Below are 17778 nucleotides of genomic sequence, written 5' to 3' on the forward strand. Positions count from 1 at the left end.
GAATACGACCATGGCGTTCTTGCCGCCGAGTTCGAGAGTCACATTCTTGACGCCGGTTTCTGCTGCTGCACGTTGGATTGCCCTCCCCGTGTTCTCGGAGCCGATGAAGCCGATCCGTCTGACCGCGGGGTGACGAACTAGTCTGTCCGGCACGCCGGGTCCGTTACCGACGACGATATTGAGCACACCCGACGGGAACAGGTCCCGAGCGAGTTCACCAAGTCGCAGCGTCGACAGCGGCCCTGCTTCCGGTGGTTTGATCACACAGGTGTTTCCCGCGATCAGTGGTGCTGCGATTCGACAGGCAAACATCAGTGGGTGGTTGAAGGGGAAGATTTTCGCCACGATCCCGACCGGTTCACGCACTGTGAGGTGAAGTGCTCCGGCCCCCGGGATTGTCTGTCCCTTCATCTCCAGGGCCAGTCCGGCGAACATCCGCATCTGGTCGAGGGCCATGCGGACGTCGTTGCGGGCGTTGGTGATGGGAGAGCCAACGTCGAGGCAATCGAGGAGAGCCAGCTCCTCGGTGTGTGCTTCGACGGCATCCGCAAGTGCCAGCACACAGCGAACGCGGTCAGCGACGGGCGTGCTGCGCCAGCTTTCGCGAGCTCGATCAGCAGCTTCGACGGCGGCATCCACGTCTGCCACAGTTGCGTCGGGCACGGAGGTCAGTGATTCCGCGGTGAAGGGGTCGGTTGTTGGAAAGCGTTTCCCGCTGGCGGCGTCGACCAGTTCGCCTCCGATCAGCATGCGGAAGTGTCGGTGCCGGAGCGCGTCGATCTCCGTCTGTCGTTCGGTTCGGGCACGGACCGTGGTCATTTCCGTCACTTGCTTTGGTTCCTCTCCTGCGTTACCTGGTCACGCCACACGTTCCACGCCCGATCTGCTTGTCCGCCGACGGTTTCGTCAGAAGATTTCGCCTCACCGGCGCTCAGGTAGCGCGGATTGCCGAGGGAGTGGGCCTCGAGTTGAATCCGTGCGTTCACCTCGGTGTAGACAGCGCGGTAGACACTCTCGCGCAGCGAAGATCCCGCGGTCACCGAGCCGTGTCCCCGCATCAGCGCGACGGAGTCGCCCGCGAGTGTGATGGCCAGCGATGCGCCGAGCCCTGCCGAGGTGATCAGAAGGTCACTGGCGTCCCCGGCGTAGTCACTGATCTCGTAGACCGGCGTCCGTTCCGAGGCCAGAAACCCAGCCATATGGATGACCGGCCTCAACGGGGTGGCGCATAGGCTGAAGGGGATGACCGACGGCGAATGACTGTGCACGACTGCCATCACATCCGGCCTCCGTCGGTAGATTTCGGCGTGGATGAACCGCTCGAGGTACAGGGGGCGGTCGCCCGACGCCCGACCGTCGAGGTCGTGAACTAGCAGGTCGTCGGCGGTCACCGATCCGGGCGCCAGGTTACGGGAGAGGAGGAAGGTATCCGCGCCGGCAGCGGTGCGTGCGCTCACGTGGCCGAACGCGTCCAGCACGCCCTGGCGCACCAAAATGTGGTTTGCGGCAACCAGTTGCTCGCGCAGTTCGGTCGGGTCGGGATCGATCGCACTGTCGGTGTCTGTCATATCTGCTCCTTGAAGCGGTTCGGTTTTCATTCGGTCTCCCTGGTGAGTGCGGCCGCCATGGCCGGGGTGTATCCGGTCTCGACGACGACGTCGACGACCACTGTTGCGCCGGCCTGCACGTCGCGGACAGCAGCGTGGAGCACGTCGGCGAGCTCGGACCGGTCGGTGACGGGTCCGTAGCCGATGGCACCCTGGGCGCGTGCGAGGCCCGCCAGATCCGGTGCAGGGTCGGCGATTCGCTGCCCGATCCACTTTCGACTTGCGTCGCGTCCGCGCTGGTGTGCGACTTTTTCCTGGTGGACCTCGTCGTTGAAGTATGAGCGGTTGTTCGCGACCACGATCAGGGCTGGTATGCGTTGGTTCACGGCCGTCCAGATGGCCTGCACACCCATCAAGAAGTCGCCGTCGCCGAGCACCGCGACTGGCATCCGTCCCTGTTCCTGCAACGCCAGGGCGGCCCCGACGGTCATACCCGGTCCTGACCCGATGCCCCCGCCGCCGTCATAGCCTAGGAAGGCGAGCGGATGGTCGAAGTCCCAGCTGTCCCCGTCCCACCCCAGAGGGAGCCGCACGAGTGTGGTGTCGATGTCCGTCAGGGCCTCCTGAAGAGAGGTGCTCAGCCGGGAAAGGTTGATTGGTCCTGGTCGTGTTGTCGCCTCGGCGGTCGACCGCGCCTTCCAGGCTGACTCCGGTGCCGTCGGTAGGTGCTCCAGCAGCGCCGTCACGGCGCTATCGGGCTCCGCCGGCAACCACACGTCGGGCTGGATGCGGCCTTGGTGGTCCTTGCTCCAGCCGTTCGCCAGAAGCGGTTCCAGCGTTGCAGACACGACCGGGACGGTGCCGGCGATTCCGGCTTGTGCGAGGGTTCCTGCCAGGTCGATCCAGTTCAGGGCAAGGATGGCGTCGGCGTCGCGTAGTGCTTCGCTGGCTTGCTTGCCTAGGAAGAATCCCGGTCCGGGGATGTGGGCTGGATGCCTTGTCGGGAACATCGACCCGGCCTTGAGGTCGGTGACAACTCGGGCACCGAGTGCCTCGACGAGCTTAATCCTGTTCGCCCACGCCGCCTCGTCTCGCTGCGCGGGTCCAGCGAGGACCACCGGTCTCTTGGCTGCCGACAGAAGCGTCGCTGCCCGGGCAAGGGACTCCGCAGAGGCGGTGGGTTGGTCGCGCAGACGCCCCGCTGTGATGAGCGGCTGCGGTGGCTCAGTGCCGAGCGCCTGCTCCTGGACCGTGGTGTCCAAGACGACGTAGGTCGGAGCGGTCGGCGCGGTGCGTGTGATGTCCCACGCTCGCGCAAGTGACTCCAGCGAGGCAGCCAACGAGGTCGGGGTGTCGTCCCACTTGACGAAGTTGCGGACGAGTGCCGGCTGGTCGGAGGAGGTGTGGATCCAGTCGATCCAGGGGCGGCGACGGTCGGCATCCAGCGGTCCGGTGGCGCCGATGACCAGCATGGGCACGCGGTCACACCAGGCGTTGTACAGGGCCATAGTGGCGTGCATCAGCCCCACGTTGCTGTGCAGCGCAACGGCCATCGGCCGGCCGGTAATCTTCGCCCAGCCGTGGGCAATAGCAACGGCGTGTTCCTCATGCAAACAGAGCAGCATGTGCGGTCCGGCGTCGCCGGCGTAGTTGACGAGGCTGTCGTGCAGGCCGCGGAAGCTGGCGCCGGGATTCAGTGTGATGTGGTCGATGCCCGCCCGTTGGAGGAGGTCGACCACGGCATCGCTTCCCCAGCTCGGGATACGCTCGGGGGATGTGGTGGTGTGCTGCTCGGCCGGAGCGGCGTAAGTATTGTCAGTCGTAGTCATGGCTACCTTTCATCGAAGCCCGGGAAGAACGAAAATCATGGTGAGAATTGGCGCCGTCACCACCATCAGCGCACCCCAGGCCAAGAACCCGCGATAGGTGTAGCTACGGTCTTCCTGGTCGGCGTTCGAAAGTGCGACAGCGCCGATCGTCGAGAATGGCGTCGAGTCCACGACGGTCGAGCTGATCGCGATAGCGATGGCCATCCCGGTTACCGAGATGTCTCCCTCCAACAGGAAGGGCATCGCAAGTGGAATGAGTACGGCGATGATGCCGGCGCTGGAGGCGAAAGACGAGACGACCGCCGCGATCAGGCAGATGAGAAACGCCGTCGCCAGCGGGGACCCCAGGCTGTTGGCCGCGTCGCCGACGAACTTGATTGTGCCGTTTTCGTTCAGCAAGCCGACGTAGGTGACCACTCCAGTGATGAGAAGCACTACGTCCCAGGCAATTCGCTTACTGCCTCCGGACGAGCTCTTGGGAGCGAAAATGGTCAGGACGACGCCGGCGGAGAGAGCAAGGACTCCGAGGTCGACCTTGCCCACCATCGCGATGACGCCGACAGCAACGATTATCGCGAGAGTCAATCCCTTGATCAGGCTGAAACGCTCGCCCCCCGAGGAATCGGAGCGCTCACCCTCTGTGGAACCCACGGCGGCCGCGTCGTCGCCGTCTCCTCCGGTTGTCGCGCCCCCTCGGTCTGCGACCGGGCCTTGACTGACCAGGGAAGACCCGCCCGCGTATGCAAGGGCCGGCGTGCGTCCCACCACGCTCGCGGCGACAGCGTCACGTTCTTTACGCAGCAGTTGCAGCCCGCCGAAGAGGCAGTAGATGATGATCCCCAGCATCACGTTGTACCCGACATTCGCTGCGAACAGCGCCACAGGGTTCGGCTCGAGTCCTGCCCGTTCGAGGGTCGAGTTAACCGTTGCTCCAAGCAGATTCACCGGCGAGAAGTTCCCACAGGACGCGCCGTGCAGGATCATCAGCCCGGCTAGCCGTGGGCTGATGCGATAATTCTTGGCCAGGCGCAACCCGATCGGCGCCACCAGCCCGACCACCACGGGCGCCAGCGCGCCAAGGCTTGTAACGACACCGGCCACGATGAAAAGAATCCACGGCATCACCGAGGCGCGACCACGCACCGCCCGTCCGAGCATGTCGACGACCCATTCGATAGTGCCATTGACCGTCGCGATGCCGAACAGGAAGGTAACCCCGACCAACAGAACGAACAGGTCGGCGGGAAATGCACTATAGAGCTGCTCGACCCCGCCATCGGATACGAGGAGAACTATGGCACCGCCGCCGACAAGCGCGGCGGCGCCGAGATTTATTCCTCGTGTTGCTCCGACAAGGAAGGAGAGTGCAAGCACTCCGATTGAGATCAGATGAACTTCCATAAGTAGATCCGTTTCGGCTAGGCGTCATTTCCTGAATAGCTCAGAACGCAAGGAGACGGCGGCTCGCCCGGCGCTCGGGATCCGATACAGACTCCGTCATACGTCATCGCAAAGCGCGCCTCATCGGCGGGCCAGTGCGCGCACATTTTGGCTTCCGGGCGCTGGCATACAACCCGGTCCGCGCGATTGGAAAGCTCGACCTACTCGTCGTCTTACGCGCTCGCCAGCGGGGGTGCGTTGAGCGCGAATTGAAGTCAGCGACCCCACGAGCCGCTGGCGCAATACCGGGGACTCCATGCATTCGGTTAGGCCTCCTCCTCGTGCGAAGAGCACAGTAACGCGCATCACAGTCTGTTGTCGATACCTTTTGTTCTGCCTAGAAGAATTATCTGATGGTATCGGCTGTGGCGGTCATCTAGGTGTACGCCCAGCGCCGTCCGAGACACGGCGCAGCAACCCACCTGCACAAGATCACTAAGGGGACGGTCAGCCATGGTTTACGCGCCCACTCGTTGGCGCATCACGGTACTGACGAGGAGGCTCTTCGCTAACCATCAGCCCTCTTCGCTACCCATCAGCCTCTGTTGGGGCAAGGGCGCGCACAGTGAGGTTCCCCCCGGAAAGTGGACACCGAATTGGCGGGGCGCCGGTCCCGCTGAAAGGATGTCCGTATGCCTCCTCGCAAGCGTCGGTCGTTCACGGCCGAGTACAAGGTCGAGGCTGCCCATCGTGTGATTGATTCCGGTCGCACCATCGCCGACGTCGCCCGGGAACTGGGCCTCAACGAGAGCCTGTTGGGTGAATGGGTCAAAGTCGAGCGACGCAGGATCGCCGCCGCCGAGTCCCATGGAGAGAAACCTCTGGACGCGGCCGAACGCGCCGAGTTGCTGCGATTGCGACGGCAGGTCGGCGAGCTAGAGAAGGACAACGCCTTCCTGGTAAAAGCCTCGGCGTACTTTGCCTCGATGCAGAAGAACCGACCCGGTTCGATCTGATGGTGAAGTACGCCGGCCCCGACGACATCTCGGAGACCGCCGGCACCGCCGCACCGGAAAGTGAGCGCTTCTCGATCACGCGGATGGCGCGACTATTGAAAGTGTCCACATCCGGTTACTACCAGTACGTCAAACGCAGGGCGACCATGGTGTTGACGCCGAGGCAGCAGCGTCGCGCCGACCTCGAAGTCAAGATCATCGAGATCCACAAGGATTCGAAGGGTACCTACGGGTCACCGCGGGTCACAGCCGACTTGCGCGCACGCGGTGAGGTGGTGAACGAGAAGACGGTGGCCAAGATCATGGCCTCGATCGGTGTGGAGGGCATCTCTCCACGCACGTTCAAGGTCAAGACGACGGTGGTCGATCCGCAGGCGTCGTTCCCGCCGGATCTGATCGATCGGCACTTCGACCAGGGCCGGCTCGACGCGGTCTGGCTCACCGACATCACCTATCTCACATCCGGTGAAGGTGACATGTTCTTGTGCGCGATTCGGGATGGGCATTCTCGGAAAGTGTTGGGATACAGCATTGCTGATCACATCGGTGCCGAGCTGGTCACCACGGCCATCGATCGGGCCGTGGCCGTACGCGGTGGGTGGTGTCGTGAGACGATCCTGCACTCCGACCGGGGCGGGGAATACACTGCCCACCTGACCGCGGCCTCGTGTGTCCGGCACGGGTTGCGTCGGTCGATGGGTGCGACCGGGATCTGCTGGGACAACAGTCCGTCCGAATCGTTCTGGTCGACGTTCAAGCATGAGGAATACTATCGGCACGTTTACGCGACGAGATCCGATCTCGTTGCTGCAGTTGACAGCTGGATCTTCTTCTACAACACTGTTCGACGGCACTCGGCAGTGGGGATGCAAAGCCCCGACAGTTACGAGAAGTCACTTCAGGCGGCAGTCGCCTGAAGTATGTAACCCCCTTGTCCACCGTTCGGGGGGAACCTCACAGTGCGGGCTATCGGTTTTGAACGTGGTCGGTCCAGCGGTGACCGCCGTGCCAGCGGATCAACCGTGCATCTGCGGTGTCGGGATACCACCCCGGCAGCACCGGGTGAGCGGTCGCCGCCTTACTGCCGGACTTGACCACCCGCACGATCAGCAGGATGACGCCGATGATGATCGCCAGCATCACGGCCAACGCGGCGCACACGAGCATCCAGTGCCATGGACTCATTGCTCCCATAGCCGTGAGTATGGGCCCCGGAGTCAGTGACGGAGCTAGACACGACAGAGGTGGGCCGAAGTTCATTCATGCGAACGACAGCTGCGGAGTCGCCCCGGGGGCGGTAACACCGGACCACCGTCGCACGCGGCGTCGGCGCCTGTGAACCCACCCGATGCACGAAAGAGTCAGGGGCGGGACTTGGGTGATTCGATGGTCGAACGGAACCGGCGGCTCGGATCGCGCGGTTCGTCCAGCGCGAATCGATCACCGTGACGGTACGCAAGTGTCTCGGTGGGTGGGTGCCGGCTGCTGACGAACGCCGACCCTGGACTGCCCGCTTCATCGCATGGAAGCGAGAACGATGACGGCAGTCAGCACGACGGCGACCAGTTCGATGGCGCCGAGGATCAGTGCGGCAACGGCGAGGCCGGAGCCGGTTTCGTGTTCGCGTCCGCCGGTTTCGACGTATCCGATCGCGCCGAATACCAGCGCCGGGACGAATAACCCTGTCAGGGCGCAGAACAGTGCCACGATCGCGCACACGTTGGTGCGCTCCGCCACCTCGATACCGAGGTCGGTCTCGTCGAATGCCACCACGGTCAACTTCCTCTCATTCATTGGTGCACCGGGCGCGGGCGGGTCGGGCCAGTGAGCCTGTCGACGCAAGCGGTCACTGTCATGCGCCGCACTTGGCGCCGGGTCCCAGGGGGAGGTGTTTCACCGTGCCGTGGTTGGCGCGTCGCCGGTGCTACTCGGGATGGAACTTCGCTGGTTGTGGCAGAAGGTTGCGGACTCGGCCCTCTACCCACCAATTCCCCCGGGAATTCAACGTAGAGGTCCCGGTAACTGATCCCTTACCCGTCCAGTGCGGGAGTCACTGCGTCCGCTACGCGTGCGGCAGCCAGAGCACCCACTGCCAGCAGCAGGGGGTCACCGGGCGGATCCCTACTTGCTCCCGGTGACGTCGACGATGTTCGCGAAGAACTTCGGCACGGTGGTGTTGCCGCCGATCTGGGTGTCGTAGGAATAGGAGCCGACGACCTCGACGTACAGGGTGACCATGTCGTCCTCGACCACATTCGCGGCGGTGGTGGACAGCACTCCGACCATGGAGTTCACGTCGTAGTCGTAGTAGTCGCCCGGGTTGGCGCCGGTCTCGGCGCGGAACGTCGTCTTCCCTGTTGCGGAGTCGAATTGGGTGACCACCACTCCGTAGATCACCAGCTTGCGGCCCTTGTGGGCGTCCGGGTCCTTCGCCAACAGGGCGAAGTCGCGGTCGCCGATCTGCTCGTAGGTGCCCCGGTCCATCTTGGCGGCCAGGACTTCCGCCTGCCGCTGGCGTTCCGCCTCGGCCTCGGCGGCGCGGCGGACCTGTTCCTCCTCGTGCTGCCGCTTGATCTCCTCCTGCTCGAGCCGCTTCGCCTCGGCCTGCTGAGCTGACAGGGTCGCGGCGGCGGCGCTGGTGCGGGAGGCGAGGGCGGTCTCGGACGCCGTCGGGGTGTTCTCGTGCTGGTTGGCGGCGATGCCGAGGAAGAGGGTCGCGGCGGCGAAGGTGCCGCCCATCACCCAGGGCCAGCGCTTCTTCTTGTCGCCGGTGGCCCACGGCTGCTTGGGAGGCTTCGGCGGCTTGGGGGCCTGGCCGGGGCTGGGCTGCCCGAGCTGGCCCGGTTTGGGCTGGTTCGGGTCCTGGTGAGGGAAAGGCGTGTCGTTCACTGGGTGGCTCTCTCGATAGTGGACGTCTACCGCGTCCTGTCCTTGACCGTCGGGGTGTCCCCGGCGCTTCTGCAGTGACGGAAGGGTCTTTGATGTGCACCGTCGGGTGGGATGCCGGGGAGTTCCACGGTTCGGCCTCCGAGGCATACCGGTCGAGGAGGTGGTCCTCCACCATGGCCAGGGCGGCGTCCGCGTGGACCCGGTCGGACTCGATGATTTTCCCGCGCTGCTGGTGCTTGTTCAGTTCCGGAGCTTGCTTGCCATCGATCAGTCTCCACTCCTTGGAGATTCCCTGCTCACTGGCGCTGGTGATGACGCGAACGTCGAGGTCGAGTCGAGCTGTATTGCCCCTGTCGTCACCGTCCGTACGCTGGGGGTTGCGGCCCCGGACACGACCCTCCGATCTGGGGCCGTGTCTCGGGGTCTCTCAGGCCGTGCGGTCTTGCCCGTTGTGGGTGTCCGGGAAAGGGTTTGGGTCAGGCCTGGAACATGCACATCGGCGGCGGGGGCCCGAACAGCGACCCGAGCGAGCCTGAGTCTGCGTAGTCCTCGTCCCAGTACTCACCCTTGGAGACGATCGTTTCGTAGGTGCGCAGGTTGAAGGTGTGGCAGGAAACGTACAAACCGGCGGCCGGGGTGGGCTCGATGCCGAGCCAGTCGCCCTTGTTCACGATCTGGTCGACCTCGACGACGCCCCGGCAGGTGTAGCCGTCGAACTTGGAGCCGTCTTCCTTCCAGATGACGTAGTTCATGCAGTTGGTGCCGGAGTAGTAGATCGACGAGCGAACCTTGTCCCCGCAGTAGGTGGTGGCCTGGGCCGTACCGGCGCCGGCGGTGGCGATGGCGGCGGCAGCGACAGTGGTGGTAGCCACGGCCGTTGCGAGACGTGTGAGACGCATTGGGCGCCCTTCCTGTTCAGTGTGGTACCCCTGGTGGGAGTGGATGTGCTCCCCGGCCAGCCCTCCGGCAGGGGAACCAACCACCCACATTCCTGTTCTTGGGGAAGCGGTCCTTGGTGAGTTTTGGGTCCTCTTCCGGGCCGCCTGTTTCGAGGGTGGGGAGTCACTCGCACTGCGCCATGAAGGCGCGCAAGCCCAGGTTGCGCGCCGTTCATGAGTGCGATAGTTGAAACTAATACCAGACGAACCGGGCGATAACACAATTCGGAACGATCTCCCGCGCGGAGCGAACTATCCGCGCAATGTGTTGCGCTTCAAGATATCCGAGTCAATAGATCATTCGACCGACAAGGGCGGTAGAGCAGGGGCCTTGTCCTCTAGCGGCGACGGGAAGCGGTGGTGCGGGCGGTATCGCCGATCTGTCATTGCTTGCTCCTGCGGGAAGGTCCGACACCGGCTCACCTCATGTGGCAGCGGCACAGACATTCTGAGCCCTGGGGGTGGATGTCACGCCGTCCCTCTTACTCACGACGGAGGTGCCGCACCTTGCTCGGGGTGTGATGGATAGGATTCTCAACATTTGCTGAAGTGCTCTGATCCGGAGGGGAACCACAATGGGTACATCGAAACTTGCTGAACGCGGCATCCTGGGGGTGGCGTTCGCCATCATCGCCGCTGTCGCGCTTCCCGGATCTGCGTCGGCGGCGGAGAAGGCGGCCGCGGAGGTGACCGTTAACGGTAACTCCGCGACGGTCACGATCACGGTCCCGGAACCTGAGGGCGACATTCAGTGCTCGGGACCCTGGGTGCACACTGCCGCGACCGCAGACCTCATCGAAAAGAGCCCGCTGCTCGATCTTGCCAACCATCCCGAGCATTGGCTCCATGGTGCGCCGGTACACCCCACCTTGGGATATCGCGACGGCGAACCGGGCGGAAACGTCTACATTCACCTGAACAAGGGACAGACCGGCGTCGCGAACATTCCGGTCATCGCCGACGGTGACTATGTTGCCGGGATTCACTGTGTGAGCGCGGTGAACGGCGGCCCGGTGTCGACGTCGCTGACACTCGTGCCGTTCACGGTGGGCACGGGAACACCTGGCGGAGGAACACCGGCCCCGATGTTCGGATCCTGACCGTTCATCGACACACCCTGTGGCGGTTCACCTCCGCCGCACCGGTCCACAGGGTGCTCGACGGGGCTGGCCAGACCGACAACCACTCCGCTGACGACAACGACGACCGCGTCATCAGCTACTACAACCCTTCCCGCCACGGCAACGACCAGAATCGAGCAACCCTCCACCCCCGACCGAGAACCCGATCTTCGGCAGCCTAGGCGGATGAGAACCGAGTGCGTTCGCCCGCCAGCGTTTGTGCGGCCGGCGAATTGGCACGTGTGACCGGTGCCGGGACGGGTGGGCGCGGGAGATGCCGGTCTGCCCTGCCGTGCAGGAGAGTCAGCCCCGCTCGCGGCCGCGGACGGGTCTGTCAGTCGTCGGCTTCGTTCTTCTTCTCGTCCCGAATGAGGATCGTCCAGATCGACTTCGCGAGCTCACCGACGACGAACGCGGCGATGATGGGAATGATCCAGCGGAAGACCGAGTTCGCGGCCAGCATGTTCCACAGCTGCGCCCCGGGGCGGCCGACGACAGAGACGGCGGAGGCGGTGGCGGCGGCGAAGACGTCGTCGTTGAAGTACATGTGGCTGCAGTCCGCGACCTGGCAACCGGGCCATCGAAAGTTGCGGTAGATCGCATCGGGGTCGACCGGGGCGCCCTGCCGCCACCATTCACCGGGATCGGTGGTGCCCGAAGGCATGCCCCACACGACACCGATGATCATCGACCCGATGATCGCCAGGCCGAGCACACGGAGCGCGATCCGCATGTGCGATCACCCCCACCCGGAAGCCCTGTTGGTACCGGATTCATTGTCCCTGCCCGCCTGTGCACTCACCGGTAATCGGCGGCACTCGGGTGGCCAGCGACGACAGGGGGTGCTTAGACCTCTCGTTCGGGGCAGTGAGCTCTCGGCATCTCATCTCAGAAGCCGTTCGCGGCTCCCGGCGAGCTGCCGGGGGCGAGTTCGGCGGGAATCGCCCATTCCCAGCCGATGTCCTTACCGAGCATGTCGAGGTACAGGCTCTTCGTGCCGGCGGGCACGTCGAAGACGAAGCTGCCGCGGTAGGTGGAGGCGGGAGCGAACGGCTCCCGGAGTGCGTCGTCGTTCATTTCCTCGCAGTTGAGCGCTGCAGTGGACACCAGGTCCGTCAGAACGACGTCGTCGGGTCCCACGGCGCGCCAGTTCGCGGCGCTGAGGTTGCGGTCTGCCATCGTCTTGATGCTGCGGTTGTTCGCACCGGTGACGGCGTCGGCGTAGTCATCGGTGGTGGAGACTTCGATGTCGACGAACAGGTATTGGTGGTCGGGGATGAATTTCCAGAAGCCGGTGCATTCGGGGTTGGTGCGGGGGTTGCTGAGGGTGAAGGTGAGGGCGGGCTGTCCGGTGGCGGTGTCGTTCAGTCCGGCGGGTTCGCCGAATCGTTTCTCGATTCGACCCTGCGCATTTCGCTTCGGCCCCTCGGTCGCTGCCTCGGTCGAGGCGGGCGACGCGGTGGCTGGTTCGGGCCCGTCGGCCGTACAACCGGTCAGGACGGCAACTGCTGCAAGTAGGCTGATGCTCGACGCTCTCACGGTTGTACCTCCACTACGACGGGCGGCCCGGCAGAGGCGGGCAGTTCTCGGAAATTGTTCCAGGAGATCGCCCGGCGCGCGGCAAGACGATCCGGTGGCCGCCGTAGGAAACTGTTGTGCGTAACGGTCGGTTACAGGAGGTGTCAGCGGAGCACACGGACATGGTGCGCATGAGCCCGCAGCCATAAGCCGCAGTCGTCACCAATGCACTCACCGTGAAGACGACCAGCACGGCCCACAGCATCGTCGGGGAGTAGCCCGGTCTCGGCGGAGGCTGCGGTGCGCGGACCAGATCCGGTGACACTGGGTTACTGGGCGGTGGAGTCATGCGTCGCCTCTTCGAGGCGTGGCGGTTCAGGCATCCCAGACCGGCGCTCTGTATGGCGGCCATGTGACCAGAAGCTGTCAGGGCAATCGACGAGCAAACACCACATCCGCTAGGGCGAACGCAATCTCACCCTTCCCCCTGGGCAGCAACACCACGGACTCTCCTCGGCTGACCGCCCAGCGTTGTGCCATGCTCCTTCGCATGAGGTTGTGGAGTCGTCTTGTTGTCGTCGCGGCGACAGGCATCTGCCTGTCCGGGTGTGGATCGCCTTCTGCTGACCAGACCGTCGATACGACCCCGACCTGCGGCCCGGGTACGCCGATCTTTGCGTGTCCGGGTGCGCCGATCTACACGCCGACATCTGAAGTCGCCTCGCCTGCGGCAACGCCGGAAACGACGCGAGGGCTGGTGGTAGCTCGGCACGAGGAGTGCGACTACGGCGCCGCGCTTCTGCACTACCTGACCACCGGCGACAACCTGGGCGACCCTTGGTACGACCGGAACTTCGCCGACTCCGTCGGGGTATCCCTTCCGAAGGCCCGTGCGATCGTCGACAAACAGATTTCGGATTGCGACGCCCAGTATGACTGGGCGGAGGCCGGCAGGGTCGCCGCGACGTCGGCGCGCGCCGCTGAATCGAGCCGTGAACAGGCTGCCGCGCGGCTGCACGAGGAGGAGATCGACAATTGCGCGGCGATCGGCGCCACCTATGACGAGACGTGGGGTTGGTGCAACTCAACAGTTGCGGGAAACCCGAGCGGGAAGCCCGGAAGCGACTGTGCGAACGCCCATGTTCAGGCGGTCTCCGGTGCGGAGATGGCCCGAGAACTCAAGCATGAGGCGCAGTGGTACCCCGGGTGTTTTCCGACGGGGTAGAGCCCCTTTTCCATATGACCCGATGTACCGGACGGCGGTGGGCGAGGAATTCGACGGGATACGACTTCTCAGCTGCAGGCTCGTCCGACTGTGCTGTGATCCCCGTAGGGCAGCAGGCTTATCCGGTGTTCCAGGTGCTGGTCGCGGGGTCCCAGGTGCCGTCACTAACGGTGCCGTCGAGGATCGGATTGAGGCACCGCCCGACGGTGTTCAGGGCCTGGTCGATGGTCCTGGCGGTGGGACTGAGAGCGGCGACGGTTTTCGCGGTCGCGGCGTAGCCGGTCGGCCATTGTGGGCCTGGTGCGATGACAGACGTGGGGAGCGTCAGTTGTCTGCGTTGTGCCTCGCTGCGGAGTGCGGCCGTGAGGTGGTCGGCGCGCAGTGTCCAGGTGTCGATGATGAGGACGAGGTCGACAAGGTCGCGGTAGCGGGACGACGGTGCGGTCCCGTCGCGTCCGTGCCGTTCGTACATGGCGCAGAGTTTGTCTGCGACCTGTTGTGGTAGCGGGTAGAGCGCGAACTGTGGGTAGGGTGCGATTTCCGGCAGGTCGATCACCGGGCGGGGTGTGTATAGCTCGATGTCGCCGATCGGGACCCGTTCGGTGGACAGGTCGATCGGGAACCGGGTCATCAGGAGCGGTCCGCAGCGTGCTTCGACGGTGATCTTCATGCCGGTGGTGTTTCCTTGGAAGCGTTCCTTTTTGGTGATGAGGAACGTGAACGGGTCGCGGCCGGCGTGGTCGTCGACGACGCCCTCCAGCTCGGCGGCGGCGGTGAGATCGGAGCTCAGGTGCAGCAGGTCGATGTCCTGGCTGTACCGGGCGTCGGGGAGGCGGGTGACCAACGAGCTGCCGCCCTTGAGAACGAGATCGCCCTCCTCGGCGGAGAACACCCGCCCGAGGAAGACCTGCAGAAACAGCTCCCGCATCAGGTGCTGTTGTTCGCGTCCGCGGCGGGCGGCCTCCGCGCGAAGCAGGGCGTTGAGGGAGCGTTTGAGTGCTTGGGGTGCCCGCGGGTTCACTGTTCGGCCTCGTTGCTGTCGCCCACGTGCTTTGCGGGTGCACTCACAGATGGCAGGTCAGCGAAACGAAGCGACACCATCTGGCTCATGTCGTCTTCGATCGCGCCGAGTGTGGGCTGCAGCGCAGGTGCATCGGTGGTGTCGGCCGTCGCCCCGGGGGCGAGCATGCGCACTGCAGCCGCTTGCAGCACGGCATCGGCGTTGCGCCCCAGACGTGCCCGCAGACTCTCGGTGAAGGCGTCGGCGAGCTTACGGCCCAGGACTTCGGCCTGCACCGAGGCCAGCGCCACCGCGGATTCCGGAACACCGGACAGCGCGATGAACTGATCGAGGAGGGCGGCGCCGTCGCCGGGCGGCGCACCGTACCGATGTGCGGATTCCTGAAGGGCCCGGGACAGCTGGCCGTGATCGGCGAGCCCGGACGCCAACGCGTCGCGGGCGATGCCGGCCAGGTGCCCACCGTCGCAGTGAGCCCGCGTGAGGTCGAGGACCGTCCGCGCGGCCGTGGTCACGGGAAGTCCGTCGACCACCGTCCACTCCGATCGGCCGAGTGTGCCACGGTGGTACCGCAGATCGGCGAGCCTCGATTGCTTCCGGTGCGGGAGGCTGAACTCCATGATGTCCGCGTCCAGGTCACCCAGGTTCAGCAGCCGCGCGGCAGACCGATGCGACACGACCGCGACGGTGCCGCTGTCGAGGCGCTCCCATGCTGTCACCGCCGGGTCGATCGCCAGCCACGCCGCACGCAGTTCCTCGTTGTCCACGCTGGGGGAGCCGGCCATGCGGTAGACGCCGTGCCGGATTCGTTCGATCGCCCCGGTAGTCGCGGCGCGGGCGAGGCGCTGCGCCGGTACGCCGACGGCTCCGGCTTGGTTGGTGGTGAACAGGCCCCACTGGCTCGCGGCGACGTCCACCAGCGCTAGCATGCGGTCATCGTTCTCCATGCTTCGATAATATCATTGGTAGATAGTTTTGCAGTATCAACCGGAATTTTGCAGATCAAGAGGGTGGGATGCACGTGGCCCTTCGCCGGACATCTACCGAGATCGTGATCGGCACGATGCTCAACTTTGCCTGTGCGGGTATTCGAACTGGAGCCCGCTGGCCTGGTGACTCAACCGTGGATGTGCGGTCGATGGAGGGGAACTCGGCGATCACGATAGCTAGCGCCGAACCGAAGGGTGCGCCAACGCCACCATCGCGGCAATTGGGAACAACCGGGTGCTGACGCTCGGAGCCGGAACCAACACCAGTTCCGCCCGTGTCGCAGTGGCCGAAATCGGAAGCTCGCGCAGGAGGAACTGTTCGACGGCCCCGTATCGAAACGGCGGGGCGAGCCGCATGCGTTCGTTGTCGACGGTGCTTGGTGCTTCAGGTACGGCCGCTCTAGCCTGCGTGGCGGCGGGGATGATGCGCGCGGAAAGTAGCATCTGCAGATGTGAAGGATCGGCCTTTGTGTGGGCGTGAGACGAAGTCGGGTGGCCCCTGTCAGGCCCCGGTGCGGTATTCGAGGCCGTTGGATCGGTTCGCACCGGCATGTCGACCGCATATGACGGCGGAGGAAGCCGCGGAGTTCGACGCGGATCCGTTGTGGTCCCACCAGGGGCAAGTGCTGTGGTGTCTGCAGCAGCAGACGGAGGAGGCCGATTTGGTTTCTCCAGGGCAGATCGCCGCGCAATTGGGCTGCCAGGTGCCGGTGGTGGCTTCTGCGTTGGACCGGCTCGAAGCCGCCGGGGAGGTGGCGAGTCGCTCGGCGGGTCGTCGCAGGATGTGGGGTGTCTCGGAACGGGTGCGGCGTCTGGACGAAGAGAGTCGGCGGGCCGATGAAGACCGGGCGGCCTTCGAGCGAAGGATCGCCGACGGCAACGCTGTGCTGGCTGAGGTTGGTGAACAACTCGAGGAATTGTTCGATGGGCAGGAGATTGCCGTCACCAGTTTGACGCGGATGGTCGGCTCCCGGTCTGCGCAGATACGCCCGGATCCGTTGATCATCGCTATCGACGATCCCGAGGCGGCGGAGTGGTTGCTAGGCCGGCTTCGCGCGCCAGATGCGGTCGAGGACAGGCTCACCGAGGTGCCGACCTCGCAGCACTGGGAACACTTTTACGACCTGTTGGATGCTCTGTCCTGGGCAGGGTGGTCGGTCGACGAAGAGGCGTCGTGGGGTGAGGTCGACCCGGACATCGGACCGATCCTGACGGCGCAGATGTATCGGACGTGTATGGCCTTCGAGGTCGAGCACCGACCCGCGCAGGGCGAATTGCGGTTCCAATCATTCGGCGGTGCCTGCGACGACGAGTCGTCGGAACTGTTCAGCATGCTCGACGATGACGTGATCATCGACCTCACGGGCGACGCCGGCCAGCAACGGCGGGCGGTGACCGAGGTGGCTGGTGAGCGGGGGTGGCTCGATGCCACCCGAATCGCGCTCTCCGACAGCGATGGTGTGCCACTGTCGGACTTCATGATGGGCCGATACGCCGAATGGATCTTCGCCACGGCCGCGGTCGAACGCGACGTCACAGCCGAACAGGTGATCGCTGACTTGGCTACATCGGACGAACTGTCCACCTTTCTGACCGTGGTCGTGGGAATGCTGGCCAACAACGTTCTCCCCGACTGCGTACCGAGTGCCGCCGCGCTGGGGATCGCTGCATGGTGTTGGCGCAACGACACAGCGGTCGAAGCGTGGCACCTTGCCGACGACGTCTTGATGGCCCGAGTCAACATCGCGGTCACTACAGCGATCCGCCCCCACATCGACCCGATCGACGGGATCGACTGGGACGGTATACGTGCGGTGCTCACCGACTCCCACTGGAGCCTGCCTGACGGGCGGGTCATTGCCGCACTATTCGGTGACGGATGGCCACAGGTCCACGACACCGTCGGCGCCCGACTGGATGCCTGGCAGCACATTGACACTCAGATCTTGGGAAGCGAGGCCACCATGCGGCTTCTGACGATTGGAGGCTCGACCGAATACACCCGGCACTGGTGGGGGCAGGGACGCTGGCGGGCGATCTGTACCGAAATTGTGCGCGATGCCATGGAGGCGGGGATCGCGCTGCCATCGCCGTACGATGAGCGCGGCCAGGATGGTCTGCTTGAAGACCTGGGCGATCCGAGTCAGCTCTCCGACGATGTGCTCGCCTGGCTGATCGATATGCCCGATGCAACGGACGACGGTCCACGCGGGCTGCGAATGCACGAGTCGTCGCGTCCTCCGACTCGGTTGATTGCACCGGTTCCGGATTCCTGAGTTGTCGATCGCTGCTGGGGCGTTGGCATGGA

General features: G+C 64.6%; 17 protein-coding genes. 5 read left to right on the forward strand and 12 right to left on the reverse strand.

The annotated features are described in order from the left end of the window. The 4 genes from CA951_RS31075 to CA951_RS31090 all read right to left on the reverse strand — a co-directional run. On the reverse strand, positions 1 to 819 hold an 819-nt coding region (locus CA951_RS31075; RefSeq protein WP_143543128.1), incomplete at its 3' end, for an aldehyde dehydrogenase family protein. 5 nt (positions 820 to 824) lie between these two features. Continuing rightward, positions 825 to 1568: a class II aldolase/adducin family protein gene (locus CA951_RS31080; protein ID WP_087560530.1), complete on the reverse strand. Its 744-nt coding sequence runs from the start codon at positions 1566 to 1568 to the stop codon at positions 825 to 827. A gap of 26 nt (positions 1569 to 1594) precedes the next feature. After that, positions 1595 to 3376 (reverse strand): thiamine pyrophosphate-binding protein, encoded by a 1782-nt coding sequence (locus CA951_RS31085; protein ID WP_087560531.1) that lies wholly within the window; start codon positions 3374 to 3376, stop codon positions 1595 to 1597. Positions 3377 to 3385: 9 nt separating this feature from the next. Further along, positions 3386 to 4777, reverse strand: coding sequence for an SLC13 family permease (locus CA951_RS31090; RefSeq protein WP_087560532.1), 1392 nt, complete (start codon positions 4775 to 4777; stop codon positions 3386 to 3388). Positions 4778 to 5448: 671 nt separating this feature from the next. Between CA951_RS31090 and CA951_RS31095 the strand changes: the two genes are divergently transcribed. Then, positions 5449 to 5772: a transposase gene (locus CA951_RS31095; protein ID WP_087560533.1), complete on the forward strand. Its 324-nt coding sequence runs from the start codon at positions 5449 to 5451 to the stop codon at positions 5770 to 5772. Continuing rightward, positions 5772 to 6689 (forward strand): IS3 family transposase, encoded by a 918-nt coding sequence (locus CA951_RS31100; protein WP_087560534.1) that lies wholly within the window; start codon positions 5772 to 5774, stop codon positions 6687 to 6689. The genes CA951_RS31095 and CA951_RS31100 overlap by 1 nt, the downstream gene beginning before the upstream one ends. A 49-nt stretch (positions 6690 to 6738) precedes the next feature. On the opposite strand, the gene CA951_RS31105 is transcribed toward CA951_RS31100, so the two are convergent. The 4 genes from CA951_RS31105 to CA951_RS31120 form a co-directional block, all read right to left on the reverse strand. After that, complete coding sequence (locus CA951_RS31105; protein ID WP_179220376.1) at positions 6739 to 6966, reverse strand: DUF2510 domain-containing protein; 228 nt, start codon at positions 6964 to 6966, stop codon at positions 6739 to 6741. A gap of 321 nt (positions 6967 to 7287) precedes the next feature. Then, complete coding sequence (locus tag CA951_RS31110; RefSeq protein WP_256974159.1) at positions 7288 to 7566, reverse strand: hypothetical protein; 279 nt, start codon at positions 7564 to 7566, stop codon at positions 7288 to 7290. Positions 7567 to 7893: 327 nt separating this feature from the next. Further along, positions 7894 to 8661 carry a hypothetical protein gene (locus tag CA951_RS31115; protein WP_087560537.1) on the reverse strand — a complete coding sequence of 256 codons (768 nt, stop codon included), beginning with the start codon at positions 8659 to 8661 and terminating at the stop codon, positions 7894 to 7896. A 476-nt stretch (positions 8662 to 9137) separates the two neighbouring features. Then, the gene (locus CA951_RS31120) at positions 9138 to 9533 is read right to left on the reverse strand and encodes a hypothetical protein (protein WP_143543120.1); all 396 of its coding nucleotides are present in this window, start codon (positions 9531 to 9533) and stop codon (positions 9138 to 9140) included. Positions 9534 to 10174: 641 nt separating this feature from the next. On the opposite strand from CA951_RS31120, the gene CA951_RS31125 reads away from it, so the two are divergent. Then, on the forward strand, positions 10175 to 10699 hold the full coding sequence (locus CA951_RS31125) for a hypothetical protein (RefSeq protein ID WP_143543121.1): 525 nt from the start codon (positions 10175 to 10177) through the stop codon (positions 10697 to 10699). A gap of 355 nt (positions 10700 to 11054) precedes the next feature. On the opposite strand, the gene CA951_RS31130 is transcribed toward CA951_RS31125, so the two are convergent. Together CA951_RS31130 and CA951_RS31135 are read right to left on the reverse strand one after the other, a co-directional pair. Further along, positions 11055 to 11453, reverse strand: a complete 399-nt coding sequence (locus CA951_RS31130; RefSeq protein WP_087560540.1) for a hypothetical protein — start codon at positions 11451 to 11453, stop codon at positions 11055 to 11057. 155 nt (positions 11454 to 11608) lie between these two features. Continuing rightward, complete coding sequence (locus tag CA951_RS31135) at positions 11609 to 12259, reverse strand: hypothetical protein (RefSeq protein WP_087560541.1); 651 nt, start codon at positions 12257 to 12259, stop codon at positions 11609 to 11611. A 529-nt stretch (positions 12260 to 12788) separates the two neighbouring features. Between CA951_RS31135 and CA951_RS31140 the strand changes: the two genes are divergently transcribed. Then, complete coding sequence (locus tag CA951_RS31140; protein ID WP_143543122.1) at positions 12789 to 13463, forward strand: hypothetical protein; 675 nt, start codon at positions 12789 to 12791, stop codon at positions 13461 to 13463. Positions 13464 to 13581: 118 nt separating this feature from the next. Here the strand turns inward: CA951_RS31140 and CA951_RS31145 are convergent, their stop codons facing one another. Beyond that, entirely contained in the window at positions 13582 to 14484 is a 903-nt protein-coding gene (locus tag CA951_RS31145) for a nucleotidyl transferase AbiEii/AbiGii toxin family protein (protein WP_087560543.1), read from the reverse strand. Continuing rightward, positions 14481 to 15428, reverse strand: coding sequence for a type IV toxin-antitoxin system AbiEi family antitoxin domain-containing protein (locus tag CA951_RS31150; protein ID WP_218780539.1), 948 nt, complete (start codon positions 15426 to 15428; stop codon positions 14481 to 14483). Before CA951_RS31150 ends, CA951_RS31145 begins: the two co-directional genes overlap by 4 nt. A gap of 605 nt (positions 15429 to 16033) precedes the next feature. On the opposite strand from CA951_RS31150, the gene CA951_RS31160 reads away from it, so the two are divergent. Further along, the gene (locus CA951_RS31160) at positions 16034 to 17746 is read left to right on the forward strand and encodes a hypothetical protein (RefSeq protein ID WP_256974160.1); all 1713 of its coding nucleotides are present in this window, start codon (positions 16034 to 16036) and stop codon (positions 17744 to 17746) included. The last annotated feature ends 32 nt before the right edge of the window (positions 17747 to 17778 follow it).

The organism is Rhodococcus sp. NCIMB 12038 (genome assembly GCF_002165735.1).
GTDB lineage: Bacteria > Actinomycetota > Actinomycetes > Mycobacteriales > Mycobacteriaceae > Rhodococcus_F.

Coding starts and splice junctions, on each gene's coding strand:
- CA951_RS31125 (WP_143543121.1), top strand. CDS start 10,175: ATGGGTACATCGAAACTTGCTGAACGCGGCATCCTGGGGGTGGCGTTC.
- CA951_RS31095 (WP_087560533.1), top strand. CDS start 5,449: ATGCCTCCTCGCAAGCGTCGGTCGTTCACGGCCGAGTACAAGGTCGAG.
- CA951_RS31090 (WP_087560532.1), bottom strand. CDS start 4,777: ATGGAAGTTCATCTGATCTCAATCGGAGTGCTTGCACTCTCCTTCCTT.
- CA951_RS31130 (WP_087560540.1), bottom strand. CDS start 11,453: ATGCGGATCGCGCTCCGTGTGCTCGGCCTGGCGATCATCGGGTCGATG.
- CA951_RS31110 (WP_256974159.1), bottom strand. CDS start 7,566: ATGAATGAGAGGAAGTTGACCGTGGTGGCATTCGACGAGACCGACCTC.
- CA951_RS31105 (WP_179220376.1), bottom strand. CDS start 6,966: ATGGGAGCAATGAGTCCATGGCACTGGATGCTCGTGTGCGCCGCGTTG.
- CA951_RS31085 (WP_087560531.1), bottom strand. CDS start 3,376: ATGACTACGACTGACAATACTTACGCCGCTCCGGCCGAGCAGCACACC.
- CA951_RS31080 (WP_087560530.1), bottom strand. CDS start 1,568: ATGACAGACACCGACAGTGCGATCGATCCCGACCCGACCGAACTGCGC.
- CA951_RS31100 (WP_087560534.1), top strand. CDS start 5,772: ATGGTGAAGTACGCCGGCCCCGACGACATCTCGGAGACCGCCGGCACC.
- CA951_RS31160 (WP_256974160.1), top strand. CDS start 16,034: ATGACGGCGGAGGAAGCCGCGGAGTTCGACGCGGATCCGTTGTGGTCC.
- CA951_RS31150 (WP_218780539.1), bottom strand. CDS start 15,428: ATGGAGAACGATGACCGCATGCTAGCGCTGGTGGACGTCGCCGCGAGC.
- CA951_RS31140 (WP_143543122.1), top strand. CDS start 12,789: ATGAGGTTGTGGAGTCGTCTTGTTGTCGTCGCGGCGACAGGCATCTGC.